We start from the raw sequence: 18,275 nt of genomic DNA, 5'->3' as shown, positions 1-18,275 counted from the left end.
CTTGCCGCAAGGCAACCACCTGGCAGCGGGGCGAATCGAAGATCGTACGATCTACGCCTGACGGCCCGCCTGCTCCGGCCTCTTGCGCGCCGCCAAGAATTCCTTGACCCGCCGGCCGGGCGCCGGCCCGCGCACCGGCTTGAAGCCGTCGTCGAGCTCGCCGGAAAGATCGAGCGTCGGTCGCTTGCCGACGGCGTCGTAGTTCTCCTCCAGCCAGTCGCTCGCCGCGGTGCGGCCGAGATCGCGCAGATAGGCGAGAAAGGCCCATTCGGCATTGACCTTGGACGATGCCGACAGGTCCTTGAACGCCTCGTCGGCGTCGATGCGGTGCATGCGGATGTCGCGGTATTCGCCATGCGGCAGGCGGCCGGCGGCGATCAGTTCCTTGACGAAGGCAATCGAGCGGAATTCGTTCAGCAGCCCGGCATTGAAGGTGATCTCGTCGATGCGGTTCTGGATTTCGTTGGCGCTCTTTGGCGTCCCCTCGCGCACCACCGGATTGATCTGCACCAGAAGCACGTCCTCGGTCGCCGCCGTCTTGAAGAACGGGAACAGGGCCGGATTGCCACCATAGCCGCCGTCCCAATAGCGCACGCCCTTGATCTCGACGGCGCGGAACAATTGCGGCAGGCAGGCCGAGGCCATCACCGTATCGAGGTGGATCTCGCCGTCGGAGAAGACGCGCAATTGCCCGGTCTCGACATTGGTCGCCGATATGAACAGCTCCATCGACTTGCAGGCGTGCACGTTCTTGAAATCGATCTCCTGTTCGACCACGTCGCGCAGCGGGTTGAGCCCGAGCGGATTGGCGACATAGGGCGAAAACACCCGCGACATGGTGTCGAAGAAGAAATAGCCCGGCGTGTTCTCGATCGACCAGTTGCCCCAGGCGACATCCCACGGCATGCGCTGCACCGGGCTGAAGCGGCCCTTCGCCGCCACGGCGCGCCAGAAATCGTCGAGCTTCTGTCGCGCACCTTCGACACCGCCGCGCACGAAGCCATCAGCCAGCGCCACCGCGTTCATGGCGCCGGCGCTGGTGCCGGAAACTGCTTGGATCTCGAGCCGCCCATCCTCCAGCAGCCGGTCGAGCACGCCCCAGGAAAAGGCGCCGTGCGAGCCGCCGCCCTGGAGCGCAATGTTGATCTTCTTCTTTTCCTGCGCCTTGCCGTTCGTCGTCATGGCGTTCCTGTCGGTTTGGATGCTGCGTGCCTTGTCCTGCCCGTGAATCGGAGCAGTTCGGCCGCAACGGACTAATGTTGCAGTGCAGCATATAAGTCCTGACCAAGGCAAGAACACGAACACGGTCGCGTGATCACATGAAATTTCGGTCATGGAGAACAGCCTCTCCGCCTTGACTTGGAGAGGCAGCGTCAATCGAAACAGGTTTGAAGACTCAAGCCACCAGGTTCGGCACCGGGCCGACATAGCGCGACTGCGGCCGGATCAGCCGGCCGGTCGCCTGCTGCTCGCGCGCATGGGCGACCCAGCCAGCGACGCGCCCGGCAGCAAAGACATTGCTGAATGCCTCGGCAGGAAAACCAGCCGCTTCCAGCAGCAGCGCGGTGTAGAACTCGACATTGGTCAGGATCGAGCGCGATGGCTTGGCTTGCCGCAGCACCTCGAGCGCGGTCTGCTCCACCTCCTCTGCAAAGGCCAGCCGGCGGCCGGTTGCGCTCTCGGCGCCGAGTTGCCGCACCACCGCCTTCAGCACGTCGGCGCGTGGGTCGCGCACCCGGTAGATGCGATGGCCGAAGCCCATAATGCGCTCGCCGCGGGCGATCTCCGCGCGCAGCCAGGCGGCAGCATTGCCCCCTGGCTCGATCGCGTCGAGCATCTCGATCACCGGACCGGGCGCGCCGCCATGCAGCGGTCCCTTGAGCGCGCCGAGCCCGGCTAATATGGCCGAGGTCAGGCCGGCCTGCGTCGAGGCCACGACGCGGGCGGCGAAGGTCGATGCGTTAAGACCATGATCGCAAACGGTGACAAGATAGGTGTCGAGCGCCTTGGCCAGGGCAGACGATGCGTCGGTGCCGCCCAGCATCCGCAGCATGTCCGCGGCATGGTCCGCCTGCGGGTTCGGCGCGATCGCCGGACTTCCGCGCTTGCCGCGCAGCAAGGCGGGCGTCAGCACCGCCGGCGCCGCGATCAACAGCAAGGAGTCCGTCAACGTATCGCCGTCCGGCAGCAAGGCGATGCCGGCGCGCATGCCGCTGTAGACATCAAGCGGCACCAGTGCCGGCAACATCGGCTGCAGCCGCTCGAACACTTCCGCGCGCGATCGGCCGATGGCCTGCGCAAGCTCGGCATCATCGGGGAGGTCGACGAAAAAGCCGTCCAGCAGCAGGCGAACCACTTGCGGATAGCGCCAGCGGCCAGCCAGCTCCGGCAGCGAATGGCCCCGTATGGTGAGGCGGCCGCCAAGGCCGTCGACATCGGAAAGTACGGTTTCCGCCGCAACCACGTCATCGAGCCCGTTTGCCATATCTATCTCCTTGAGAGGTTTACCGACTGGAATTAATGGTGGATGATCAATTCATCAATCTTGATCAAGATAATCAATATAGGCTTGGAGCCACATGTCCGAATGGCTGACACGCGAGGAAGCGCTGGGGCGGCTCAAGGTGCGACCGCAGACGCTCTATGCCTATGTCAGCCGCGGCCGCATCGGCATGCGGCCGGACCAGGCCGATCCGCGCCGCAGCCAGTACCGTGCCGACGATATCGCAGCACTTGCGACCCGCCGGGCGCGTGGACGAAGCCCGCAGGCGATCGCCGAAAGCGCCATCGCCTGGGGCGAGCCGGCCATTGCCACTTCGATCTCGACCATCGTCCACGGCCGCCTCGTCTATCGCGGCGAGGACGCAGTGACGCTCTCGGCCACGGCCACGCTGGAGCAGACGGCGAGCCTGCTTTGGGCGGCGGATGCTGGCGTGTCGTTTGGCTCGAAGGAGCCTGCCGATGGCGGCGAAGGCGGCCGCGCCGCGGCCTTCACGAGCCTTGCCCGGCTGGCGGCGGAAGGCCGGCCTTCCCTCGGACGCTTGCCGGCCATGCTGTATCAGGATGCGGCCGGCGCCATCGGCGCTCTGGCCGCGGCACTTGGCGCGGCTGCCGGACGCGGCGCCGTGCATGAAAGGCTGGCGCGCGGCTGGTCCGTGGGCGGCACCGGCGCGGACCTGATCCGCAGGGCGCTGGTGCTGCTAGCCGATCATGAGCTGAACGCATCGACTTTTGCGGCGCGTGTTGCCGCCTCCACCGGAGCGCCGGTCGCCGCCTGCCTGATTGCCGGTCTCGCCACGCTTTCCGGTCCCCGGCATGGCGGCGCCGGCGAGGCGGCCGTTAATCTCGTCGAGGACGCGGAGCGGCTGGGAGCCGATAGCGCGGTCATGCGCTGGCTTGGCCATGACCGGCCGCTGCCCGGCTTTGGCCACCCGCTTTACCCCGAGGGCGATCCCAGGGCAGACGCCCTGCTGGCCGATATCGAGGTAGGCAGCGGCCTTGCGCATCTGCGGGATGCCGTTCTCGCGGCGACCGGCGCGCGCCCGAACATCGACTTTGCGCTGGCCGCGCTGACCCGCAATTTGCGCCTGCCGTCAGACGCGCCGTTTCGCCTGTTCGCGCTCGGCCGCAGCATCGGCTGGACCGCGCATGCCGTCGAACAAGTGACCAGCAACGGATTGATCAGGCCCCGCGCCCGCTATGACTGGCCCATGAAACTCTAGCTCGGCTTGGCGAATGACGGCAGCCCTGTGGGCTGCCGTTGCATCAGAAGTTTGCGGCGCCCGCTGGCCGGCGCCGTCCGGCGCTCACGACATGGTGTCGAGCTTGCGCTGCATGGCGGCGATCTGTTCCTTCAGCTCCTGAAGGTCGTCCGGCTTCTCCGGCGCTTCCTTCTTGGCCGGCTCGGCCGGGGCAGGAGCAGGCCCGTTCGAACCGGCCGATGGGAACGGCGTGAACAGGCGCATCGCGTTCTGGAACATCTCCATGTTGCGGCGCGTCTGCTCCTCCAGCGCCTTGATCGGTGTGGCCATCTTCATCACGTCGATCGGCGACTTGCCGAAAGCGCCCTTCATCTGCTCGCGGAACCGTTCCTGTTCCTTGGAGAAGGCGATCATCGATTGTTCGAGGAAACTCGGCACGATCATCTGCATCTGGTCGCCGTAGAAGGCGATCAGCTGGCGCAGGAACGGGATCGGCAGCATGTTCTGCCCGTCCTTGTTCTCCAGCTCGAAAATGATCTGTGTCAGCACCGGATGCGTGATGTCGTCGCCGGTCTTGGCGTCCTGGACGGTGAACTCCTCGCCTCTCTTGACCATGTCGGCCAGATCCTCGAGCGTCACATAGGTGCTGGTGCCGGTGTTGTAGAGCCGGCGATTGGCATATTTCTTGATGATGATCGGATCGTCTTTCGCGGCCATCAGTATCCTCCCCGGACACCGGCGCATGTGAGTAAGCAGCCGGTAACGATTGCGCCCTTGCGAGGATATGCGCAAAAGCGTCACAATTCCAAGTGGTTTGTGCAGTGCGGCATCATTTAATGCTGCATGGCGGGCAAAAAATGCTGCACAGCGAAAGCCGCAGCCTTTGCACTGACTGCCGGCAGCCTGCTTGCCGCGCATGGCTGGCATGCCTATTTCCGGTTTGACTTGGGTCATGGAACGGGCAAGAAAAGTCCCTAACGATACCCAAAAACACGTCACCTCGAAGTCTGGAGAAGAAAATGTCCAATGCCATCGTTGTCGCCGGCGCGGCACGCACGTCTGTTGGCTCCTTCAACGGCGCCTTCGCCGCCACTCCGGCGCACGAGCTCGGCGCCGTGGTCATCCGGGAGTTGCTGTCGCGTACCGGTGTCGAACCGGGCGAGGTCGACGAGGTCATCCTCGGTCAGGTGCTGACAGCCGCGCAAGGCCAGAACCCTGCCCGTCAGGCCTCGATCAACGCCGGCCTGCCCAAGGAGACCACCGCCTGGGGCCTCAACCAGGTTTGCGGCTCGGGCCTGCGCGCCATCGCGCTCGGCATGCAGCAGATCGCCGCAGGCGACGCCAAGGTGATCGTCGCCGGTGGACAGGAATCGATGTCGCTCTCGGCGCATGCCCAGCATCTGCGCGCCGGCGTCAAGATGGGCGACTACAAGATGATCGACACCATGATCAAGGACGGACTGTGGGACGCTTTCAATGGCTACCACATGGGCAACACCGCCGAAAACGTCGCTCGCCAGTTCCAGATCACCCGCGACGACCAGGACCAGTTCGCGCTGGCCTCACAGAACAAGGCCGAGGCCGCGCAGAAGGCCGGCAAGTTCAAGGACGAGATCGTCGCCTTCACCATCAAAGGCAAGAAGGGCGACACCATCGTCGACCAGGACGAGTACATCCGCCACGGCGCCACCATCGACGCCATGACCAAGCTGAAGCCGGCGTTCGACAAGGACGGCACCGTGACCGCCGCCAACGCCTCTGGCATCAATGACGGCGCTGCCGGCGCGCTGTTGATGAGTGAAGCCGAAGCTGTCAGGCGCGGCATCACGCCATTGGCGCGCATCGTGTCCTGGGCCACCGCCGGCGTCGATCCGCAGATCATGGGCACCGGCCCCATTCCCGCTTCGCGCAAGGCGCTGGCCAAGGCCGGCTGGTCGGTCGGCGATCTCGACCTGGTCGAGGCCAATGAGGCCTTCGCCGCGCAGGCCTGCGCCGTCAACAAGGACATGGGCTGGGATCCCTCGATCGTCAACGTCAATGGCGGGGCCATCGCCATCGGCCATCCGATCGGCGCTTCCGGTGCCCGCATCTTCAACACGCTGGTTTTCGAAATGCGCCGCCGCGGTGCGAAGAAGGGCCTCGCTACGCTCTGCATCGGCGGCGGCATGGGCGTCGCCATGTGCATCGAAGCGCTGTAGCGACAGACTATCCGGGCGGCGCGAGCCGCCCGTTCCATTCTGCATGAAAAGCCCGAAAACAGGGCGGTACCGAAAGGGGAAACGCATGAGCAAGGTTGCAATCGTCACGGGCGGGTCGCGCGGCATCGGCGCGGCGGTATCGGTCGCGTTGAAGAACGCTGGCTATTCGGTTGCCGCGAACTACGCCGGCAATGACGAGGCGGCGACGAAGTTCACCGCCGAAACCGGCATCAAGACCTACAAATGGTCGGTCGCCGACTATGACGCCTGCGCCGCCGGCATCAAGCAGGTCGAGGCCGATCTCGGTCCGGTTTCCGTGCTGGTCAACAATGCCGGCATCACTCGCGACGGCATGTTCCACAAGATGACGCGCGAGCAGTGGAAGGAAGTCATCGACACCAACCTTTCCGGTGTCTTCAACATGACGCACCCTCTGTGGGGCGGCATGCGCGACCGCAAGTTCGGCCGCGTCATCACCATCTCCTCCATCAACGGCCAGAAGGGCCAAGCCGGCCAGGTCAACTATTCCGCCGCCAAGGCCGGCGACATCGGCTTCTCGAAGGCGCTTGCCCAGGAAGGCGCCCGCGCCGGTATTACCGTCAACATCATCTGCCCGGGCTACATCGCCACCGAGATGGTCAAGGCGATCGACGAGAAGGTGCTCAACGAACGCATCATCCCGCAGATCCCGGTCGGCCGCCTCGGCGAGCCTGAAGAGATCGCGCGCTGCGTCGTCTTCCTCGCGTCCGATGAAGCCGGCTTCATCACCGGCTCGACAATATCCGCCAATGGCGGACAGTATTTCGCCTGAGGTTTCGAGCCCCCCGGCGACAACTGATGTACCGGCCCAACGGCCGGTACAGACATACGATCCCACGATCGAAGCTCGTTACCCTAACAATCGCAGCCGTCAGGCGGCAAGCTTCAGCGCTGGTTTGGCTGCAGGCTTGGCAGGGGAGATTGAACCCGGCCCACGCGAAGGTGCCGGCAGCCGGGCCAGCGGCGCGCGGCTGAGGCCTGACAGTTTCAAGGCCATGCGACGCTTCAGCAATGGATTGAGGTTCGTCAGGGAGAGCAGCAGATTGCGGACGAACCGCTTCACCGGATTGCGGGTAAGCGCCATCTCGGTCATCTTGCCCGCCAAATCAAGCACCTCCTGCGCCGCTGGACACCGCAACGTTTCGTAGAGGTCGAGCTCGGCTTCCGACCGCACGCCGTTCACCACATCGCCAAGCAGTTCGCCAAGCACGACCGCGTCGATGATGCCGGTGTTCATGCCTTGCCCACCCGCGGGGCTGTGGACATGCGCGGCATCGCCCATGAGGAACAACCGCTCCTTGCGATACGACCGCACGCGAAAGCGCGAGCTCCACGCCAGGCCGAGCACGCGAGCTCGTTGTCTGGTCGGCCCACGGCTGTCGAGCAGCGCCTGGATGTCGGCAACCGCAGGCTTTTCCGGCGCGTCATCCATTGTTGCAACGATGCGGTACGATCCGTCCGGAAGCGGCGCCACCACTACCAGCCCGGCCGGCGCAAAAAACAGCGACACTTCCTTCGGCCCAACCGGCCAGTCGAGGCGGACGTCGGCGAGCACGAACGACCCGTCATAGGCTGCGCCGTCGAACTCGATGCCGGCCGCGCCGCGCACCAGGCTGTTCATGCCATCGGCGCCGACGACGTAGCGCGCCGATATGAGCTTCTCGCGGCCGTTCTCGACCACCGTCACGCGGGCGCCGTCAATATCCTGAACAACCGCCTTGGCCTCGACTTCGCGATGAATGACGCCGCCCAGGGCAGCGATCCGCTCGGCCAACACCTGCTCGGTCAGGTTCTGGGGCAGCATCAACAGATAGGGATGCCTTGATGGAAGCTTGCCGAAATCGACATCGAGCAGCGCCCGGTTGCGGTCGCGGATGACGAAATTTTGCAGCTTCAGGGCAAGTTCGCCCAGCCGCCCGGTGACACCGAGAGGCTCCAGCGCTTCCAGCGTCTGCGCATGGATGACGCCGGCGCGCGAGGTCTGCAGGCCCTGCGCCAGCCTGTCGATCAGAACGTGATCGACACCGGCCTGGTGCAGCATGATGGACAGCGCCATGCCGGTCGGGCCGGCGCCAATGATCAGGACGTCCGTTGTATCGGGCAACATTTTCCCTCTCCATTTATCAACAAGTGTTGACTTTCTAATCGACGCCATTGCATTTGTCAACAGGTGTTGGCATATGCATTTTCATGACTCAGAATCAGGCGAAGAAAATCAGCAAATCGGACCGCACGCGGGCCCATATCCTCGAGGCGGCGCGGCTACTGTTCGCCGAACACGGTTATGACGGGGCTTCGATCCGCGATGTCGCGGCGCATGCCTCGATCGATCCGGCCATGGTGATCCGCTATTTCCGCAGCAAGGACGAACTGTTCGCCAGGGCGGCGGTCGTCGACCTGCATCTGCCGGAGCTGCGGGTGATTGACCGAGCCGCCATCGGCGAAACACTGATCAGGCGCTTTCTCGAAATCTGGGAAGGTCCGGCCAGCGGCCCTGGCATGACAATTCTGTTGCGTTCGGCGATGTCCAACGACTTTGCTGCCGAAAAGCTGCGCGAGGTGTTTGCCAGTCAGGTGAGGCCAGTGGTTGCGGCGGTCGGTGACCCCGCCGATGCGGGTCGACGGGCCGGTCTCGTCTCGAGCCAGTTGCTGGGTTTGGCAATGTGCCGATACCTGCTGCGGCTTCCTCCGGTCGTCGCCCTGTCGCACGATGAAATCATCCGGAACGTCGGCTCTGTCTTGCAGCGCTATGTGACGGAAGAGGACCTGGCCTGAAGCAGCCGTTTTGACATTGCTGGCCGAGCCTGGTTGTGGTTGCTATGATCGGGCCGACCGATGCACCCAACGCCGATCTGTGCCGGAGCGGCACGCAAAGGTTAACGGCAGCTGCCAAGTCTGTGCGAAACCCACGCCACAAGCTGTGACTTCTCGGTGGATAACCTGTTCACAACACAACATATTGGGGTGAACAAACCAAGAAAACCTGAGCATCGCTGATTCGTCGCCGATTCGTTCCGGCTTTGGCCGAAACATTAACGATGAGGCCCGAAAACGTCGATCAAATCATTAAGGCCGCGTTAGGAAAAGTCAATAATTTCATAACGTTGGCTGAGGTCGATCGGGGTGCGGCGATCGTTCCCCGGCGAAGGTTAACAGCATTGTTCTCCTTGCATAAATCGGGCCAGTTTAGCGATTCAGCATGTGGTGAGACTCGCCGTCAAAAAATCCACATATAGCCGTGAACAAAACCTGAATCAGCGAGAGTCAGTGATTCGTCGCCGATTCGTTCCAGACTCGTTCCAACTCTTAATCGAGACCGGATTTTGTACGAGCCGGACGGCTCTTTGCCCCGCTTGCGGAACATTCCGCTTTCGCTTCGCGCCTGAAATCCTTATGTGTCGGCTGTCACACGCGCCACCACTGGCGTGCTCCCCGGCAACGAGCGGCAGAAGCGTTATTTCCGAGCCGATGAATATCCAGCCGAAACACTCCCAGCCGCTGATCCTTTCGGGCCGCGACGTGACGGCCGTGCTCGGCCCGACCAACACCGGCAAGACCCATCTCGCCATCGAACGCATGGTGGCGCATGAGAGCGGCGTCATCGGCCTGCCGCTCAGGCTGCTGGCGCGCGAAGTCTACACGCGCGTCTGCGAAAAGGTCGGCGCCCACAAGGTGGCGCTCATCACCGGCGAGGAGAAGATCCAGCCGGTGGGCGCCAAATATTCGGTCTGCACCGTCGAGGCCATGCCGCGCGAGACCGACGCCGCCTTCGTCGCCATCGACGAGGTCCAGCTCGCCGGCGATCTCGAGCGCGGCCACATCTTCACCGACCGCATCCTGCATCTGCGCGGCCGCCAGGAAACGCTGCTCTTGGGCGCAGCCACCATGCACGGCATCCTGCAGCGCCTCTTGAAGGGCGTTTCGGTGGTGACGCGGCCGCGGCTGTCGCATCTGGCCTATGCCGGCTCAAAGAAGCTGACCCGCCTGCCCCGGCGCACGGCGATCGTCGCTTTCTCGGCGGACGAGGTCTATGCCATCGCCGAACTGATCCGCCGCCAGCAGGGCGGTGCCGCCGTCGTGCTCGGCGCGCTCTCGCCGCGCACCCGCAACGCCCAGGTGGCGCTGTTCCAATCCGGAGATGTCGATTACCTCGTTGCCACCGACGCCATCGGCATGGGCCTCAATCTCGACCTCGACCATGTCGCCTTCGCCCAGAACCGCAAATTCGACGGCTACCAATTTCGCGACCTCACGTCCGCCGAGCTCGGCCAGATCGCCGGCCGCGCCGGCCGCCATTTGCGCGACGGCACGTTCGGCGTCACCGGCCAGGTCGATCCGCTCGATGAGGAGCTGGTCAAGAAGATCGAAGGCCACGATTTCGATCCGGTGAAGGTGCTGCAATGGCGCACCGCCAATTTCGATTTCGCCAGCCTTGATGCGCTGAAGCGCTCGATCGAGACCAACGCACCGGTCGAGGGCCTGACGCGGGCGCTGCCGGCGGTCGACGCGCAGGCGCTCGAGCATCTGTCGCGCGACGCGGACATCCGTGCTCTGGCCTCCGACGCCAAGCGGGTGGCGCTGCTGTGGGAAGCCTGTGCGCTCCCCGACTACAGGAAGATCGCGCCGGCCCAGCATTCCGACCTCATCGCCTCGATCTATATGGACCTCGCCCGGCATGGCCATGTCGACGAGAACTACATGGCCGAGCAGGTGCGGCGTGCCGACACGACAGACGGCGACATCGACACGCTGTCGCACCGGATCGCCCAGATCCGCACCTGGACTTTCGTTTCCAACCGGCCCGGCTGGCTGGCCGATCAGGCACACTGGCAGGAAAAGACGCGCGAAATCGAAGACAGATTGTCGGATGCGCTGCATGAGCGGTTGACGAAACGCTTCGTAGACCGCAGGACTTCCGTCCTCATGCGGCGCCTTAGAGAAAATACCATGCCTGAAGCCGAAATTAGCCCTACCGGAACCGTCCTTGTCGAAGGCCATCATGTCGGCGAGTTGCAAGGGTTCCGCTTCACCGCCGACCAAAGCGCCGGCGGCGAAGATGCCAAGGCCGTGCGCACGGCGGCACAAAAGGCGCTTGCCACCGAATTCGAGGCGCGCGCCGAACGTTTCGGCGCCTGCGCCAATGGCGACATCGCACTCGGCTCCGACGGCACGCTGCGCTGGATCGGCGCGCCGGTCGGCACGCTGGTCGCCGGCGACGAACCGCTGAAGCCGCGCCTTGTGCTTCTGGCCGACGAGCAGCTCACCGGTCCCGCCCGCGACAAGGTCGCGGCGCGCGCCGAGCGCTTCGTCAACTTCCAGGTCGAATCCCTGCTGAAGCCACTGGTCGACTTGAAGAATGCCGACCAGATCACCGGCATCGGCCGCGGCATCGCCTTCCAGCTGGTCGAGAATTTCGGCCTCATCAACCGCCGCGACATCGCCGAAGAGATGAAGTCGCTCGATCAGGAAGGCCGCGCCGCGTTGCGCCGGTTGGGCGTGCGCTTCGGCGCCTACCATGTCTTCGTGCCGGCGCTGGTCAAGCCGGCGCCTGCCGGACTGGTGACATTGCTTTGGGCGCTGAAGAATGACGGCAAGGACAAACCGGGCTTCGGCGACGTGGTTCACGCCCTGGCCTCCGGCCGCACCTCGGTGGTCATCGATCCCGCCTTCGACAAGTCCTTCTACAAGCTCGCCGGCTACCGCAATCTCGGCCGCCGCGCGGTCCGCGTCGACATCCTCGAGCGGCTGGCCGATCTGATCCGTCCCGCGACCAACTGGAAGCCGGGCCTCGGACAGCGCCCCGACGGCGCCTATGACGGCCACGCCTTCATGGTGACGCCGCCGATGATGTCGATCCTCGGCGCCACTGCTGACGACATGGAAGAGATCCTGAAAGGCCTCGGCTACCGCGCCGAGCCGAAGCCTGCCGCCGAGGTCAAGGCGCGGCTCGAAGCGCAGGACAATGCCGCGCGCGAGGCAGCTGCCGCAAAGCTGGCGGCGGAAGAAGCTGCGCGCGCCGAGCAGGCCGTGACGACGGAAGCCACGACTGAAGTCGCAGCCGAGGCGCCGGTGGAGGGTTCTGAGCCTGATGCCGCAGTTGAGGCCTCAGCCGAAGCACTTGCCGAGCCCGTCGCCGAGGCAGTAGCGGAGCCTGTCGCGGAAGAGCAGACGGTAGCTGCGGCTGAAGTCGCGGAAGAGACCGCGCCCGTAGCGGAAGCCGCAGCGGAAATACCGGCCGAACCTGCGTCGGTCGCCGAACCAGAATCCGAACCCAAGGTCGCCGAGGTTGAAGCCGCGACGGTCGAGGCGACCGAAGATGCAACGCCCGCTCAGGAAGCGCTGCCGGCCGAGCCAGCCACGGTGGCGGAAGCCGCTGCCGGCGAGCCCGCTCCGGAAGCCGAGCAGCCAAAACCCATCCTTTTGTGGCGGCAGGGCCGTTTCGAGCAGCGCCCACGCCATCGCCATCACGACAACCGCCGCGACAATCGCCCGCGCAACGGCCAGGTCGCGCAGGGCCGAAGCGATGCCCCGGCGGATGCCGGCGGCGGACAGCCGGTGACCGCACCAGGCGAGCGGCCGGCCTACCAAGGCCGACGCGACCAGCGCGACGGCGCCGGCAAGCCGCGCTTCGATCGCTCAAAGTTCAAACCCAAGCCCCAGGGCGAAGGCGGCCGCGAAGCCAAACCGCAGGGCGAGCGTCCCGATCGCCGCGACAGCCGACCCGACTGGAAGGGCGGCAGGCCGGACGGCAAGGGCGGTGCACAAGGCGGCAAGCCTGCATTCCAGGCAAAACCGCGAGAGGAACGTCCGGTGCGTTTCGATCCGGACTCGCCCTTCGCCAAGCTCGCCGCTCTGCGCGACCAGTTGAAGAAGTAAGTCAAAGGTCCGATGGTTGCCGAAGGCCGCCAGAGAATAGACAAATGGCTGTTCTTTTCCCGCGCGGTGAAATCGCGCTCGCTGGCGGCGAAGCTGGTGGTCGCCGGACGCGTGCGCATCAATCGCGACAAAGCAGCGCAGGCCTCGGATCTGGTCAAGCCTGGCGATGTCCTGACCATCACGCTGGAGCGGCGCATCTTCGTCTGGAAGGTACTCGAAACGGGCGTCCGGCGCGGCCCGGCTGAAGAAGCGCGCCTGCTTTACGAGGACATGTCGCCACCGTCGGCACCGAAGGGCGAGGCCGTTCCGGATGCGATTCCGGCGCTGCGCGACGCCGGCAGCGGCCGGCCGACCAAGAAGGAACGCCGCCAAACCGACCGGCTCATCGGCGAGGATTGAAGGCACGAGCGACTTTCGCCAGTGTCGCGCTCTGGAATTCCATTCCGGAGACGCCGACATCCTTGGGAATAGCCGCCCTTGCCAGCGGCAGGCAAAGGCGTTACCTCACCAAAAAAGCCCAACAAAAACGGGACGTCCCGGAGCCGACCGATGACCTACGTCGTGACCGACAATTGCATAAAATGCAAATACATGGACTGCATCGAGGTCTGTCCGGTCGACTGTTTCTACGAAGGCGAGAACATGCTCGTCATCCACCCCGACGAGTGCATCGACTGCGGCGTCTGCGAACCGGAGTGCCCGGCTGACGCGATCAAGCCCGATACGGAACCCGGCCTTGAGAAATGGCTGCAGGTCAACACCGAATACGCCGAGAAATGGCCCAACATCACCGCCAAGAAAGAGCCCCCGGCAGACGCCAAGACCTTCGATGGTGAGGCCGGCAAGTTCGAGAAATATTTCTCCGCCGAGCCCGGCGAAGGCGACTGACGGTCGTGCCGGTTCGGCCGGCATGACGCAGCGTAACGGGCATGAGACACGAACCGTCTTGACAGGCGGCGATGGCCGGTTGCCTTCGCTAATGCAGCAAAACCTTGATTCTTCCGACTTTTTGTGCTACATCAGCCAAACATGCCGGTGACACAACATCGATTTATGGCGCAAACGCCCCAAATCACTGAAAGGTGAACTTCTCAATCTGGACCAGAGCGATCTGGGGCAGGCGGTCGCGATATTGCGGTTTGCCGGTCCCGGCTTTTCCGGATGGGTTCGTCTGTTGTGCGGCTAACGGTCGGCCACCCCGATCGCGCGAAGTTTCAGCCGGCGCCGCCATGCCGGCGCTACAACAAGGAGTTCAGGGCGTATGGCAACGATCACCCCGCAGAAGAAGTCCACCGCAGCGCGTCACGGTTTCAAGACCGGCGAGTTCATCGTCTATCCGGCGCATGGCGTCGGCCAGATCGTGTCGATCGACGAGCAGGAAGTGGCAGGCCACAAGCTGGAACTCTTCGTTATCGACTTCCAGAAGGACAAGATGCGCCTGAAGGTGCCGGTCGCCAAGGCGACCTCGATCGGCATGCGCAAGCTGTCGGAAGAGGACTATGTCGACCGCGCGCTGAAGGTGGTGCAGGGCCGCGCCCGCATCAAGCGCACCATGTGGTCGCGCCGCGCCCAGGAATATGATGCGAAGATCAACTCGGGCGACCTGATCTCCATCTCGGAAGTGGTGCGCGACCTCTACCGCGCCGACAACCAGCCGGAGCAGTCCTATTCGGAGCGCCAGCTTTACGAGGCGGCACTCGACCGCATGGCGCGCGAGATCGCCGCCGTCAACCGCATGTCGGAGACCGAAGCGGTGCGCCTCATCGAGGTCAACCTCAACAAGGGTCCGAAGCGCGGCGCCAAGGCCGACAACGAAGAAGCCGAGCAGGAAGAAGCTGCCTGAGCTTTTTCACTCTTTGAATTCAGGAAAACCCGGCCTCGCGCCGGGTTTTTTTATTGGGACTCGCCCGCCTCCTGCTTCAGCGTGGCGATGAAGCGCCTGGTGCGCTGATGCTCCGGGGTGCTGAACACCACGGAAGCCGGGCCTTTCTCGACGACGATACCGGCGTCGAGAAAGACCACTTCCTGCGCGATCTTGGAGGCGAGCCTGAGATCATGCGTCGCCATCACCATAGTCGTGCCTTCACTGGCGAGCTGGCCAAGCACGTCGACCACTTCCTGCGCCAGTTCCGGGTCGAGCGCCGATGTCGGCTCGTCGCAAAGCAGCACCTTTGGTGACGGCGCGAGCGCCCGCGCGATCGCCACGCGCTGCTGCTGGCCACCCGACAGCGTCGCCGGCCAGGCATCGGCCTTGTGCGCCATGCCGACCTTCTCGAGCAGAGCCATCGCCCGTTCGCGCGCCCTCTCGACCGGCCATTTCAGTACCGTCACCAGCCCTTCCATGACGTTCTCGATCGCGCTGCGGTGTGGGAACAGCTGGAAGTTCTGGAACACCATGCCGGTCTGCAGCCGCAGGCGCCGGATGTCCCTTGTGGCGACCTTGATGCCAGGCCGGAATTCGAGCGTCTCGTCGCCGATGCGCACCGTGCCGGAGGTCGGGATCTCCAGCAGGTTGATGCAGCGCAGCAGCGTGCTCTTGCCGCCGCCGGAGGGGCCGACAAGGGCGGTGACGCTGCCTTCCTCGATGGCGACGGTGACGCCCTTCAGCACAAGATTGTCGCCGAAGCGCTTCTCGATATTGGTGAGGCCGATCATGCCCGCGCCTCCAGGAAGCCGCCATAGCGATTGAGCCTGGCCTCCAGCCGCGTCTGCAGCGCCGACAGCACCGAGCTCAGCGCCAGATAGAGCGCCGCCGCCTCGACATAGAGGATCAGCGGCTCATAGCTGGTGGCGACGATGCGCTGCGCCGCCTGAAACATTTCCGGCACCGTGATGGCAGCGGCCAGCGAGGTGTCCTTGACCAATGAGATGAAGGTGTTGGACAGCGGCGGCACCGCGACGCGTCCGGCTTGCGGAAGGATCGTGCGGCGCATTGCCTGGCTCCAGCTCATGCCGATCGAATAGGCTGCCTCCCACTGCCCCTTCGGTACCGAACCGATGGCGGCGCGGATGATCTCCGACGTGTAGGCGCCGATGTTGAGCGTGAAGCCGATCAACGCGGCGGGAAAGGCGTCGAGCAATATGCCGACCGACGGCAGGCCGTAGAAGATCAGGAACAACTGCACCAGCAGCGGTGTCCCGCGAAAAATCCAGACATAGAAGCGGGCCACGGCAACCAACGGTTTCGGGCCAAACAGCCTGATCAGCGCCGTGGCCAGTCCGGCCGCGAGGCCGAAGGCAAACGACAGCAGCGTCAGCGGCACGGTGAAGATCAGCGCCGCCCACAACAGCGTCGGCAAGGAGTCCAGCATCAGTTGCAGCCAGTGCGGCACAGAAGGCCTCCTTGCCAGATCATCCGCGGTGCATCAGCCGGCATCCGTCGAGGCGCGGACACAGGACCGGATATCACGCGAAAACCGGCGAGCCGTCAAAGACGGCTCGCCGCAATATATGGAAAGCGGGCCGGTATCGGCCCGCCCGAGAAAAATGCGTTTACTGCGAGACGTCCTGGCCGAAATAGGTGTCGGCGATCTTCTTGTAGGTGCCGTCGGCCTTGATGTCGGCCAGCGCCTTGTTGATGGCGGCGACCAGTTCCGGATCTCCCTTGCGCACGATGACACCGGAGTAATCGGCGTTCTCTTCCTGCGCAGCGATCTTCACTTTGGCGTCGGGCTTGTGCTTCTTGAAGTCGAGGAAGGACAGGCTGTCGTTGATGGTGGCGTCGGCACGACCAGTGAGCAGCAGCTGGATCGACTGGTCGAAGCCGTCCGTGCCGACGAGCTCGGCGCCGTTGGTCTCGGCGAGCTTGCCGAAATTGGACGTCAGCGACTGTGCCGACTTCTTGCCCTTGAGATCGGCGAAACTCTTGATGTCGGTGTTGTCGCCGCGAACGATCAGCACCGCCTTGGAGGCGATATAGGGATCGGAGAAGTCGTACTTCGCCTTGCGCGCATCGGTGATGCCGACCTCGTTGATGACGGCGTCATAGCGGTTGGCGTCGAGGCCGGCGATCAGCCCGTCCCACTTGCCTTCGAGGAATTCGACTTTCACGCCGAGCTTGTCGGCGATCGCCTTGGCGATCTCGACGTCGAAGCCGACCAGCGCGCCTGGAGCGTCATGATAGGTGAAGGGCGCATAGGTGCCTTCCGTGCCGACCTTGATGACGCCAGCCTGCTTGATCTGGTCGAGGTTGGCGCCGGCGTGGCCTGACGTAACCGCCAGAACCTGCAGCGTTCCGGCAACGATGAGCGAAGTGAGCCATTTCATTTTTCTGTGATCCCGTCTTGGCCGGTGGTCGGCGCTTTGTGAAGGGCCGGAAACTGGCAGATGCAGCTCGGCAAAATAAGGAATTGGATTTCAAAGATAGGTCATTTCCGAAATCCCATTCTCAAAATCCGCACCGACGAACGCGGCGCCAACCTTCGGCGGTCCCGCAGCGCTCCGCTCCGTTCAACCGCAGGACGATCGCGCCGGGGAACATTCCTCGGCATGGCGAGTTTTGCTGTTGTAGGGCGCAGCGCCGACATTTCAACCGAAGCGCCGACAAGATCGCGGGGGCGAGCCCGCCGGCAAGACCCGGAACAGGAGCGCGGCATGATCGAAGATACGGCAGGACGAACCATGGTCCGCGCGGCGATGAAGGCTCCCTATCTCGAGCGCGAGGAGGAGCATCTTCTGGCCTTGCGCTGGAAAGAGGACAACGACCAGCAGGCGCTGCACCGGATCACCGTCGCGCATATGCGGCTGGTCATTTCCATGGCCTCGCGGTTTCGCCATTACGGCCTGCCGCTCGGCGACCTGATCCAGGAGGGCCATGTCGGCCTGCTGGAAGCCGCGGCGCGTTTCGAGCCGGATCGCGAGGTGCGGTTTTCGACGTATGCGACCTGGTGGATCCGCGCCTCGATGCAGGACTACATCCTGCGCAACTGGTCGATCGTGCGCGGCGGCACCAGCTCGGCGCAAAAGGCTCTGTTCTTCAACCTGCGGCGCCTGCGCGCCCGGCTGGCGAACGGTGCCGAGCCAATCTCCAACGCCTCTCTCTACCGCGAAGTTTCCGTCGCGCTCGGCGTCTCCGAGGCCGACGTGGCGATGATGGATTCCCGCCTTTCGGCTCCCGACTCTTCGCTCAACGCGCCGCTTGCCGACGATGCCGGCACGGCCGAGCGCATGGATTTCCTGATCTCGGACGATCCCTTGCCGGACGAAATCGTCGGCGACACGATCGACATCGAACGCCGCTCGCTGTGGCTGAAGGCAGCGCTCGGCGCGCTCAACGCCCGCGAACTCAGGATCATCGAGCAGCGCCGCCTGACCGACGAGGGCGCGACACTCGAATCGCTCGGCGAAGCGCTCGGCATTTCCAAGGAACGCGTCCGCCAGATCGAGGCTCGCGCCATGGAAAAGCTCAAGGTCGCGCTGGTGGAACAGAACCCGGAATTCATGGCGACAGCCGCCTGAACCT

At 64.1% G+C, this 18,275-nt stretch carries 16 protein-coding genes; 9 read left to right on the top strand and 7 right to left on the bottom strand.

Annotated elements, in window-relative coordinates; translation table 11 throughout:
• Positions 1-51 precede the first annotated feature (51 nt).
• Both AC1RUK_RS31090 and AC1RUK_RS31085 read right to left on the bottom strand, forming a co-directional pair.
• Positions 52-1,182 carry a patatin-like phospholipase family protein gene (locus tag AC1RUK_RS31090; protein WP_481837564.1) on the bottom strand — a complete coding sequence of 377 codons (1,131 nt, stop codon included), beginning with the start codon at positions 1,180-1,182 and terminating at the stop codon, positions 52-54.
• Between the two features lie 214 nt (positions 1,183-1,396).
• Positions 1,397-2,485 (bottom strand): citrate synthase/methylcitrate synthase, encoded by a 1,089-nt coding sequence (locus tag AC1RUK_RS31085; protein ID WP_481837565.1) that lies wholly within the window; start codon positions 2,483-2,485, stop codon positions 1,397-1,399.
• A 94-nt stretch (positions 2,486-2,579) separates the two neighbouring features.
• Between AC1RUK_RS31085 and AC1RUK_RS31080 the strand changes: the two genes are divergently transcribed.
• A complete protein-coding gene (locus AC1RUK_RS31080) occupies positions 2,580-3,722 on the top strand; it encodes a citrate synthase (protein ID WP_481837566.1) in 1,143 nt (380 codons plus the stop codon).
• Positions 3,723-3,806: 84 nt separating this feature from the next.
• Here the strand turns inward: AC1RUK_RS31080 and phaR are convergent, their stop codons facing one another.
• Complete coding sequence (gene phaR, locus AC1RUK_RS31075) at positions 3,807-4,418, bottom strand: polyhydroxyalkanoate synthesis repressor PhaR (RefSeq protein WP_481837567.1); 612 nt, start codon at positions 4,416-4,418, stop codon at positions 3,807-3,809.
• Between the two features lie 302 nt (positions 4,419-4,720).
• Here phaR and AC1RUK_RS31070 point away from each other — a divergent pair, with 302 nt between their 5' ends.
• Together AC1RUK_RS31070 and phbB are read left to right on the top strand one after the other, a co-directional pair.
• Complete coding sequence (locus AC1RUK_RS31070; RefSeq protein WP_481837568.1) at positions 4,721-5,899, top strand: acetyl-CoA C-acetyltransferase; 1,179 nt, start codon at positions 4,721-4,723, stop codon at positions 5,897-5,899.
• 85 nt (positions 5,900-5,984) lie between these two features.
• Positions 5,985-6,710, top strand: a complete 726-nt coding sequence (gene phbB, locus AC1RUK_RS31065) for an acetoacetyl-CoA reductase (RefSeq protein WP_120013521.1) — start codon at positions 5,985-5,987, stop codon at positions 6,708-6,710.
• 99 nt (positions 6,711-6,809) lie between these two features.
• Here phbB and AC1RUK_RS31060 read toward each other — a convergent pair whose 3' ends face one another.
• Positions 6,810-8,045: an FAD-dependent oxidoreductase gene (locus AC1RUK_RS31060; RefSeq protein ID WP_481837569.1), complete on the bottom strand. Its 1,236-nt coding sequence runs from the start codon at positions 8,043-8,045 to the stop codon at positions 6,810-6,812.
• Between the two features lie 83 nt (positions 8,046-8,128).
• On the opposite strand from AC1RUK_RS31060, the gene AC1RUK_RS31055 reads away from it, so the two are divergent.
• The 5 genes from AC1RUK_RS31055 to AC1RUK_RS31035 all read left to right on the top strand — a co-directional run bounded on the left by AC1RUK_RS31055 (position 8,129) and on the right by AC1RUK_RS31035 (position 14,657).
• On the top strand, positions 8,129-8,713 hold the full coding sequence (locus AC1RUK_RS31055) for a TetR/AcrR family transcriptional regulator (protein ID WP_481837570.1): 585 nt from the start codon (positions 8,129-8,131) through the stop codon (positions 8,711-8,713).
• Positions 8,714-9,406: 693 nt separating this feature from the next.
• Positions 9,407-12,814 carry a helicase-related protein gene (locus AC1RUK_RS31050; protein ID WP_481837571.1) on the top strand — a complete coding sequence of 1,136 codons (3,408 nt, stop codon included), beginning with the start codon at positions 9,407-9,409 and terminating at the stop codon, positions 12,812-12,814.
• Positions 12,815-12,826: 12 nt separating this feature from the next.
• Positions 12,827-13,213: an RNA-binding S4 domain-containing protein gene (locus AC1RUK_RS31045; RefSeq protein ID WP_481837572.1), complete on the top strand. Its 387-nt coding sequence runs from the start codon at positions 12,827-12,829 to the stop codon at positions 13,211-13,213.
• A gap of 150 nt (positions 13,214-13,363) precedes the next feature.
• Positions 13,364-13,702, top strand: a complete 339-nt coding sequence (gene fdxA, locus AC1RUK_RS31040) for a ferredoxin FdxA (protein ID WP_006202440.1) — start codon at positions 13,364-13,366, stop codon at positions 13,700-13,702.
• Between the two features lie 373 nt (positions 13,703-14,075).
• The gene (locus AC1RUK_RS31035) at positions 14,076-14,657 is read left to right on the top strand and encodes a CarD family transcriptional regulator (RefSeq protein ID WP_296745540.1); all 582 of its coding nucleotides are present in this window, start codon (positions 14,076-14,078) and stop codon (positions 14,655-14,657) included.
• A 50-nt stretch (positions 14,658-14,707) separates the two neighbouring features.
• Here the strand turns inward: AC1RUK_RS31035 and AC1RUK_RS31030 are convergent, their stop codons facing one another.
• From AC1RUK_RS31030 to AC1RUK_RS31020, 3 genes are all read right to left on the bottom strand, one after another.
• Entirely contained in the window at positions 14,708-15,469 is a 762-nt protein-coding gene (locus AC1RUK_RS31030) for an amino acid ABC transporter ATP-binding protein (RefSeq protein ID WP_481837573.1), read from the bottom strand.
• Positions 15,466-16,146, bottom strand: coding sequence for an amino acid ABC transporter permease (locus tag AC1RUK_RS31025; RefSeq protein WP_436169578.1), 681 nt, complete (start codon positions 16,144-16,146; stop codon positions 15,466-15,468). The genes AC1RUK_RS31030 and AC1RUK_RS31025 overlap by 4 nt, the downstream gene beginning before the upstream one ends.
• A gap of 160 nt (positions 16,147-16,306) precedes the next feature.
• A complete protein-coding gene (locus AC1RUK_RS31020) occupies positions 16,307-17,080 on the bottom strand; it encodes an amino acid ABC transporter substrate-binding protein (RefSeq protein WP_481837574.1) in 774 nt (257 codons plus the stop codon).
• Between the two features lie 327 nt (positions 17,081-17,407).
• On the opposite strand from AC1RUK_RS31020, the gene AC1RUK_RS31015 reads away from it, so the two are divergent.
• Positions 17,408-18,271: an RNA polymerase factor sigma-32 gene (locus AC1RUK_RS31015; protein WP_006202434.1), complete on the top strand. Its 864-nt coding sequence runs from the start codon at positions 17,408-17,410 to the stop codon at positions 18,269-18,271.
• Positions 18,272-18,275 lie beyond the last annotated feature (4 nt).

It is taken from the genome of Mesorhizobium monacense, assembly GCF_056781675.1.
Note: the sequence above shows the minus strand (reverse complement) of the source record. Positions and strands in the feature narration are given on the sequence as shown.